This window comes from Acetobacter farinalis, from assembly GCF_011516935.1.
GTDB lineage: Bacteria > Pseudomonadota > Alphaproteobacteria > Acetobacterales > Acetobacteraceae > Acetobacter > Acetobacter farinalis.
Window position 1 is genome coordinate 1 of record NZ_WOTF01000035.1, and the last position, 7673, is coordinate 7673.

The 7673-nt window shown below is 54.4% G+C and carries 9 protein-coding genes; 7 read left to right on the forward strand and 2 right to left on the reverse strand.

What is annotated here, in order from left to right:
* The first annotated feature begins 336 nt into the window (after nucleotides 1-336).
* The 4 genes from frmR (at nucleotide 337) to fghA (ending at nucleotide 3094) form a co-directional block, all read left to right on the forward strand.
* Nucleotides 337-612 (forward strand): formaldehyde-responsive transcriptional repressor FrmR, encoded by a 276-nt coding sequence (gene frmR / locus GOB82_RS12645; RefSeq protein WP_166123629.1) that lies wholly within the window; start codon nucleotides 337-339, stop codon nucleotides 610-612.
* A gap of 49 nt (nucleotides 613-661) precedes the next feature.
* A complete protein-coding gene (locus GOB82_RS12650; RefSeq protein ID WP_166123631.1) occupies nucleotides 662-1771 on the forward strand; it encodes an S-(hydroxymethyl)glutathione dehydrogenase/class III alcohol dehydrogenase in 1110 nt (369 codons plus the stop codon).
* A gap of 63 nt (nucleotides 1772-1834) precedes the next feature.
* Nucleotides 1835-2236 (forward strand): VOC family protein, encoded by a 402-nt coding sequence (locus GOB82_RS12655; RefSeq protein ID WP_166123633.1) that lies wholly within the window; start codon nucleotides 1835-1837, stop codon nucleotides 2234-2236.
* A gap of 24 nt (nucleotides 2237-2260) precedes the next feature.
* Complete coding sequence (gene fghA / locus GOB82_RS12660; protein ID WP_166123635.1) at nucleotides 2261-3094, forward strand: S-formylglutathione hydrolase; 834 nt, start codon at nucleotides 2261-2263, stop codon at nucleotides 3092-3094.
* A 182-nt stretch (nucleotides 3095-3276) separates the two neighbouring features.
* Here the strand turns inward: fghA and GOB82_RS12665 are convergent, their stop codons facing one another.
* Nucleotides 3277-3690, reverse strand: coding sequence for an RrF2 family transcriptional regulator (locus tag GOB82_RS12665; protein ID WP_338078197.1), 414 nt, complete (start codon nucleotides 3688-3690; stop codon nucleotides 3277-3279).
* Between the two features lie 150 nt (nucleotides 3691-3840).
* Between GOB82_RS12665 and GOB82_RS12670 the strand changes: the two genes are divergently transcribed.
* A complete protein-coding gene (locus tag GOB82_RS12670) occupies nucleotides 3841-4740 on the forward strand; it encodes an NAD(P)/FAD-dependent oxidoreductase (RefSeq protein WP_166123639.1) in 900 nt (299 codons plus the stop codon).
* A gap of 210 nt (nucleotides 4741-4950) precedes the next feature.
* Here the strand turns inward: GOB82_RS12670 and GOB82_RS12675 are convergent, their stop codons facing one another.
* Nucleotides 4951-5574 (reverse strand): DUF2239 family protein, encoded by a 624-nt coding sequence (locus GOB82_RS12675; RefSeq protein ID WP_166123641.1) that lies wholly within the window; start codon nucleotides 5572-5574, stop codon nucleotides 4951-4953.
* 560 nt (nucleotides 5575-6134) lie between these two features.
* Here GOB82_RS12675 and GOB82_RS12680 point away from each other — a divergent pair.
* Together GOB82_RS12680 and GOB82_RS12685 are read left to right on the forward strand one after the other, a co-directional pair.
* Nucleotides 6135-6695 (forward strand): RNA polymerase sigma factor, encoded by a 561-nt coding sequence (locus GOB82_RS12680; protein WP_166123643.1) that lies wholly within the window; start codon nucleotides 6135-6137, stop codon nucleotides 6693-6695.
* Nucleotides 6673-7608, forward strand: coding sequence for a DUF4880 domain-containing protein (locus GOB82_RS12685; protein WP_166123645.1), 936 nt, complete (start codon nucleotides 6673-6675; stop codon nucleotides 7606-7608). The genes GOB82_RS12680 and GOB82_RS12685 overlap by 23 nt, the downstream gene beginning before the upstream one ends.
* The last annotated feature ends 65 nt before the right edge of the window (nucleotides 7609-7673 follow it).

Genomic DNA, 7673 nt, shown 5'->3' on the forward strand with positions numbered 1-7673 from the left:
CACGCCCATAATCTGGGCATCAGTAAAGCGATCACTCTTCATCAAAATCTCCTCATCCTCACGCTGAGAAAATTCTCATTCAAAAGCCACTCTTTTTATGGGGGGATTACCGTCCCAGCCCGGAAATCCACCTGAGATGGGAGAAGGCGCGCGGTGCGGTGCCGCACGTGGCAATGCGATGCATGGAGCGGCTTGAAAATGGGACCATCAGAATGGATCAGCCTGTGGTGGATTGAATGATACGATCCTGTTCTGATTTTTCTTGTATACTGGATGGGAGTATGAAAGGATACTCCAGACCAGTATCTAGGTTAGCCTTATGGAGTCACGCTTCACGTGCCGCATACACCGGAAGAAAAGAAGCGCGTGCTTGCACGGGTTCGTCGCGTAAGGGGGCAGCTTGATGCGCTTGAGCATGCCTTGGAGCAAGGTGCGGACTGCGGCCCCGTGCTGCAGCAGATTGCTGCGGTTCGTGGGGCTATCAACGGGCTGATGGCGGGCGTTCTGGAAAGCCATCTGCGCGAGGAATTCCTGGAATGTTCCAATGGGCGCGAAGAAGCCAAAGACTCCATCGAAAAGGTTATCGCGCTCGTCCGGTCCTATTTTCGCTGATTTCAACTCAATAGATTGTGCTGACAGTGTCAGAAGCGGAGAAAACATCATGAAATCACGTGCTGCTGTGGCCTTTGAGGCAGGGAAACCTCTTGAAATCGTCGAGATCGATGTGGAACCGCCTCGGGCGGGAGAGGTGCTTGTAAAAATCACGCATACCGGCGTCTGTCATACGGATGCATTCACGCTCTCAGGTGATGATCCGGAAGGGCTTTTTCCGGCTGTGCTCGGCCATGAGGGTGCCGGAGTTGTGGTTGAGGTTGGGGAAGGTGTGACCAGCGTCAAGCCGGGCGACCATGTTATTCCTCTCTACACGGCGGAATGTGGAGAATGCCTGTTCTGCAAGTCCGGCAAGACCAATCTCTGCATCTCTGTTCGTGCCACACAAGGTAAGGGCGTCATGCCTGATGGTACAACGCGTTTTTCCTATAAGGGGCAGCCGATCTATCATTACATGGGCTGCTCGACGTTCAGTGAATTCACTGTTGTTGCCGAGGTCTCTCTTGCCAAGATCAACCCGGCGGCCAACCCTGAACATGTCTGTCTGCTCGGCTGCGGGGTAACAACCGGTATTGGTGCTGTGCATAACACCGCCAAGGTGCAGCCGGGTGATACGGTGGCTGTTTTCGGGCTTGGTGGTATCGGGCTTGCGGTCATTCAGGGAGCACGGCAGGCGAAGGCTGGCCGCATCTTCGCGATTGATACCAATCCTGAAAAATTCGAACTCGCGAAGGCCTTCGGAGCTACGGATTTTCTCAACCCCAAGGATTATGAAAAGCCAATCCAGCAGGTACTGGTGGAAGAAACAGGCTGGGGCATAGACCACACATTCGAATGTATCGGGAATGTGAATGTCATGCGTGCGGCGCTGGAAGCCGCGCATCGTGGCTGGGGGCAGTCCATTGTGATTGGTGTGGCGGGTGCCGGGCAGGAAATTTCCACCCGACCTTTCCAGCTTGTCACAGGGCGTTCATGGCGCGGGACAGCATTTGGTGGCGTTAAAGGGCGTACGCAGCTTCCCGGCATGGTGGAAGATGCAATGCGGGGTGACATCCAGCTTGCGCCGTTTGTAACCCACACCATGCCGCTCGAGGATATCAACACCGCTTTCGATCTGATGCATGAAGGCAAATCCATTCGCTCGGTCATTCATTACTGAGTCCAGTGGTGCATGACGTGACGTTTCATTTCTGACGATAGAAAAATTTAAAGGAGAACGGTCATGGCAGTTATTTCCGGTGATGGTGTTTTTTCCCATGTCTTCCTCGGCGCGGTGGACACGGCAGCTTCCGCCAAATTTTATGATGCGGCACTTGGCGCTCTGGGGATCAGGAATCTCGGGTCATTTGGAGACGGATGGGTTTTATATGGTCGGGAGAAACCTGCTTTCATTATTGCGCGCCCCGGAAACGGTGCGCCCCCCACAAGCAACGGTGTGACGATAGGCTTTGCCGCCGCCTCTCCGGCTGAGGTTGATGCTTTCCATGCCGCGGGCCTTGCCAATGGTGGCACGGATGAAGGGGCACCCGGTCCGCGCAGCCACCTGCCGGGCGCCTATGCGGCCTATCTGCGGGACCCGGCTGGCAACAAGGTGTGCACTTATACCTTCACGGATGGGAACTAACATCGGGCAAGGGGAGCAGAAGCCATGCAGCGTAAGGAAGCACACGCCTCTTTCGGGGGCACACAGGAGGTCTGGCGGCACACATCCGTGTCGCTGGGGGGAGAGGCGAACTTTGCCATCTACCTGCCGCCGCAGGCAAAGCAGCAGAAGGTTCCTGTGCTGTACTGGCTTTCCGGTCTGACCTGCACGGAGCAGAATTTCATTACCAAGGCTGGTGCCCAGCGGGTTGCCGCAGAGCTGGGGATTGCCATTGTGGCTCCTGATACCAGCCCGCGCGGTGAGGGCGTGGCGGATAGTGAGACGTATGATCTTGGGCAGGGCGCAGGCTTCTACGTCAATGCGACGCAGGAGCCTTGGGCCGGACATTACCGGATGTATGAGTACATCGTGACGGAACTGCCCGCGCTGGTTGAAGACAATTTTCCGGTCATGCCCGTGCGTGGGATCAGCGGGCATTCGATGGGTGGGTTCGGCGCATTGATGATCGCGCTGCGCAATCCGGGCAGATACTGCTCTGTTTCAGCATTCTCACCCATCGTGGCCCCGACACAGGTTCCGTGGGGTGAGAAAGCCTTCAGCGCCTATCTTGGCCCTGATCGTGCTGCGTGGGCGGCCTATGATCCTCTGGAGCTTCTCAGGAATGCTCAAGAGCATCTGCCGATCCTGATCGATCAGGGGCTTGCTGATGAATTTCTGGAAGACCAACTCAAACCTGAATTGCTGAAGGTGGTGGCGCAAGAAACAGGTCACGATCTGATTCTGAATCTTCGGCCCGGTTACGACCATAGTTATTATTTTATCTCCAGCTTTATTGACGATCATATCAGGTATTTTTTCGAAAGAATAAGTCAGGTTTAGCAGGCTGTCGGGTTGAAGAAGCCTGCGAGGCGATGAAGGCTGTAGGGTGATGTAATAAGCTGCGTCATCCCGTTTGGCTGGTTTCAGCCACATCTCTGCTGACAGATTTGAAAGTGTGGCTTCGGGCTAATGCGAGAAAGTGCGAACGTTGATACGTAAAATGGTAGCAGAAATCTGCTCTTTTACGGCTTCGCGACATGAGATGCTGCTCGTTTTTCAAAATCTCTGGCGATTTCGGCGAGCGTGACTTCTCTCAAATGGGCGATCAGCATGGCCTCCGCAGCGTGCAGCGCGCCTGTCATTGATGCGTTTACCGCCTGTTCGACCAGGCATTCCGGTGCAGGGTCCGCCAGGCCGATTGCGAAGATGCGCGGTTTCCCGACAGCCTCGTAAACGTCCATCATCGTCATGCTGTCGAGCGGCCTGATAAGAGTCCAACCACCTGCATGCCCCTTCTCCGAGCGGACAAGTCCGGCATCACGGAGGCCGGCCATTGTTCTTCGAACCACAACGGGGTTGGTGTTGAGCATTTCCGCTGCCTCACCCGATGTGATCGGCCCTTCCGCATGCGCCATGTGGAGCAGAAGGTGAAGCATTCTCGATAGACGGCCATCCAGGTGCATTGTGTCCTCAATTTTGAGGCTTTGCCTATCATGTCACATCAGGAGTTGCAAAAGTAGCGTCGTGCGCGCATATGTAACATTGTAAGTTGCGTGATGAGTCGTTGGCGCAGGCAGGAGAGAAAAATGCCGGATGTAATCGTGATCGGCGGAAGCTTCGCCGGGCAGTCAGCCGCCATGCAATTGGCACGTGCGCGGCAAAATGTGCTGCTGATCGACGCAGGGGTGCCTCGCAACCGGTTCGCGGAGGCCTCTCATGGTTTTCTGGGGCAGGATGGCAAGGCACCTCATGAGATCATACGTGAGGCAACGAGCCAGTTACTCAACTATCCGACAGTAGAACGTCTGCATGGTGAAGCGCAGCACGCCGCCCGAGCAGGCGATCAGTTCGTTGTTCGCATGGCGAACGGGGCCAACCATCATGCAAAGAGGCTGGTGTTGGCCACCGGTGTTACCGACACGCTGCCCGATATTCCCGGTATGTGGGAGCGCAGGGGCAACACGGTCCTTCATTGCCCCTATTGCCATGGGTATGAGGTGCGTGATCGGCCTCTGGGGATTATCGCCAGTAGCCCGCTATCTGCACATCAGGCGGTGCTGATCCCTGATTGGGGGCCAACCACCTATTTTACCCAAGGTCTTTACGAACCAACACCGGAGGAAGCGGCGCTGTTCGATAGGCGTGGCGTTACGATCGAGCGAACGCCGGTTGTGGCGCTGCTTGGTGATGCTCCGGAATTGCGTGCGGTAGAATTGGCGGACGGACGGAGGATCGACATGGCCGCGGTCTTTATCGCCCCCCGGACGCGCCCCACGAGTGGCCTTGCCGAAAGTCTCGGTTGTGCTCTGGAAGAGGGACCAACAGGACCGTTCATCAAGGTCGATGCCTGGGGGCTGACATCAATCCCCGGTGTTTACGCAGCAGGAGACGCAACCACCCCGCTGCATAACGCGACCATTGCATCGGCCTCGGGTGTGCTTGCGGGCATTGCGGCGCATCAGTCTCTGGTTCGGTCGCCGGGCTGATCGTCTGATCAGTGAGGCTGCGTCACAATGAGTGATGATCATAGTTCTTTGCGTGCCGGGCGAGTTGCAAGGCCGTCGGTCATGAAACATTCAGTCGGATTGTTTTTCTGCAAAACGGGCATGCCTCTTCGCGCCTTGCTAGAACCTCATATACCCCGCACCGCACTATAGAAGGGCAGGGGCGAACCGGTTTCGGCCCGCGTGGCTACGTTATTGCTGGAAGGACGGGTGCAGGAGTTCCTGAGCGTGGGCTTTTATGTCTTCCGGCCATGTCTCCATGCGGTGTGCAAAAACATCTTCTTCCCCGGCAAATAATGCGCGGATTACGTTTTCAAACCCGGGCAAATCCCCCGCCAATGCCGATAAAAAGCGATATGTGCGCTCACGTGCGGCTTTGGTTTCGGTTTGTCCGTTGTCGGCATGCCGTGCCTTCTCCACGAGGCGGCGCAATGCCTGAGAGGCCCCACCCGGTTGCGCTGCAAGCCACTCCCAATGGCGCGGCAGAAGCGTCACCTCACGTGCGACAACTCCCAGCCTCGGTCGCCCCCGGGGGCGTGTTGACTCAGGGCCTTCCTCTGTGTGCGGGGCTGCTGCCAGCGTTCGCCGTTCACCCTCTTTCGTCAAACGGGTGATGATCTCGGCTGTGGTGCCACGCAGATCAAGATCAATCACGGCTCCATTCATGTCATTGAACGTCAGAACGGGTTCCTCTGTTTCCGCAGCCTTTATCGCAAGAGCCACCTCGACCAGTTCGCCTTTGGCGATGCGCCGGTTGCCGGAAAATGCGGTGCAAGGTGTGGAAAGAAAGTTTGGACTCGCTGTTTTACCCGGCATTAAAAAATTCCTCTATCTATTAACCCGGGTAATATTGTAAGCAATGCCCCAATGCAAGATGAAATCTGAACACCAGAAGGGCAGAGCACATGAAGAGTGAAGAACGGAGGGCCGCTGTGGCGGCCTATAAAGAAAGAAAAGTGAGAGGTGGCGTTTATATCGTGCGGTGCAGTGCTTCCGGGCAGATCTGGGTTGGAGGCGCGCCTGACCTTTCAACCATTCAGAACCGACTGTGGTTTACCCTCCGGTTGGGAACAAACCCGCATCGCTCGCTTCAGGAGGCCTGGGGGGCTCATGGAGGTGAAACATTTACGTTTGAGGTTGTTGAGCAACTGCCGGATGAGGAGAGCAGCGCTCTTCGTTCTCTCCTGCTCAAAGAGTGTCTTGCTCGATGGGCAGACAGGCTTCGGGCTATCCGTCTTTGAACGGTTCTGTTGTTCCGTCTTGAGGTGTGCATGACTTAAAGATACTTTAAATATCGCTATTTTTCATAAAATATTCACAAACAAACCATGGGGACCTGTTACACAACGCCAGCATCGGGGCGGAGCAGGGTAGGGATGGAGGACAAGGAACGCAGCCGTTGGCTGGCAGAACATATCGTGCCCAACGAGCATCTGGTCCGCTCATGGCTGGCACGCTTTCCAAATCTGGAGGTCGATGACATCATCCAGGAAGGCTATGTTGCACTCTCTGAAGCTGATATCAGCCAGATTTCAAATCCAATTGGCTATTTCCATACGATATGCCGTAATATCGTTTTAAGGCACTATAAAAGGGCACAGATTGTCAGTGTGATGGCGATTGCGGACCTTCAGAATGATGCGCTGATTGATCAGACGCCCTCTGTTGAAGAGATTGCAGATTCCCGGGCAGAGTTGCGCTTTTTGGAAAAAATTGTCCAACAGCTTCCGATCTCTTGTCGGAATGTATTTATTTGTCGTAAAATCAATGGCTGTGCACAAAAGCATTGTGCTGAACAGCTTGGAATTTCTGAAAATAGTGTAGAAAAGCAATTGGCACGCGCGCTTGTTCTGATTTCAAAATTTTATGGGCAGCGTGAAAAAGAATATACGAAAAGAACAGTAGGGCTGATACGTGGCAACAGAAGACTCTCCTGATGATGTTGCCGCACACTGGGTGGCACGCCTGGACAGACGCCCCCTGACAGAACAGGAACAGCACGCGTTACAGGACTGGCTTCAGGCAGATATCCGTCACAAAGGAGCATTTTTACGCTCTCAGGCGATATGGCAGGCAGCAGACAGAGCCAAAGCCTTTTATACGCCGACACGTGCGCTCCCGTATTCAACACGGCAGCCCAACCGCCGCGCCTTTGTGTCTTCAGCCGTTGCAGCCTCTCTCTGCGCTCTTTTTGTTCCTGGAAAAACCGGGGAAGCCAGCACCCGGTACGCAACCTCGAAAAACATTCTTCTTTGCCCGAAAACAAAGGAGAAGCAGCTCATTCTGGATTGCTACAGTCAGGCAGAAGAACGCTCGGACAGCACCAGAATCATTTTCGGTCGTGCTTTTGTAAGCGGTACAGAGAGAGTTATAAACACAACTACTCTCAAGTTTGTGCTGAACGGCTCTCTTCTGCTTTCCAGGGGGGCAAATTACGAAAGTGGGATCGTCACGTCAGGGACGGCATGGGTGAAAGGATATGGTCTTTCTGAACACAAGACTCTCTCGTCTGGAGAGGAAATTACGCTGACTCCACAGGGGAAATTACATTTCAGTTATCTTGATCCCGAAACCCTCTCCCGTTTGACCGCATGGACAAAAGGACAGGTTTCTCTGGATACAGAAACAATCTCAGAAGCTGCTGATATTTTCAATCGCTACAATCAGAAACAACTTGTTCCTTCTTTCAGGCTGGCGGATTTCCGCCTTTCAGGCATGTTTGATCTGAACAGGCCAGATATTTTCGCCATGGCAGTCAAAACAGTTTTGCATGCCGCCATTCATGAAGATGCGAGCCACATTTACCTAGAGCACGTCCACTTTATTCCGGCTCATATCCAGCGGCTGTAAAGAAGTTGGCGCATTCGTCAGGAGTGAAAGCATCCAGGACTGATCCGGCGGCATCCCACAAGGTT

What these genes read in the sequence shown, in the direction of transcription:
- GOB82_RS12680 (WP_166123643.1), top strand. Translation starts at nt 6,135, where the DNA reads ATGGAGGACAAGGAACGCAGCCGTTGGCTGGCAGAACATATCGTGCCC.
- GOB82_RS12650 (WP_166123631.1), top strand. Translation starts at nt 662, where the DNA reads ATGAAATCACGTGCTGCTGTGGCCTTTGAGGCAGGGAAACCTCTTGAA.
- GOB82_RS12655 (WP_166123633.1), top strand. Translation starts at nt 1,835, where the DNA reads ATGGCAGTTATTTCCGGTGATGGTGTTTTTTCCCATGTCTTCCTCGGC.
- GOB82_RS12675 (WP_166123641.1), bottom strand. Translation starts at nt 5,574, where the DNA reads ATGCCGGGTAAAACAGCGAGTCCAAACTTTCTTTCCACACCTTGCACC.
- GOB82_RS12665 (WP_338078197.1), bottom strand. Translation starts at nt 3,690, where the DNA reads ATGCTTCACCTTCTGCTCCACATGGCGCATGCGGAAGGGCCGATCACA.
- GOB82_RS12670 (WP_166123639.1), top strand. Translation starts at nt 3,841, where the DNA reads ATGCCGGATGTAATCGTGATCGGCGGAAGCTTCGCCGGGCAGTCAGCC.
- fghA (WP_166123635.1), top strand. Translation starts at nt 2,261, where the DNA reads ATGCAGCGTAAGGAAGCACACGCCTCTTTCGGGGGCACACAGGAGGTC.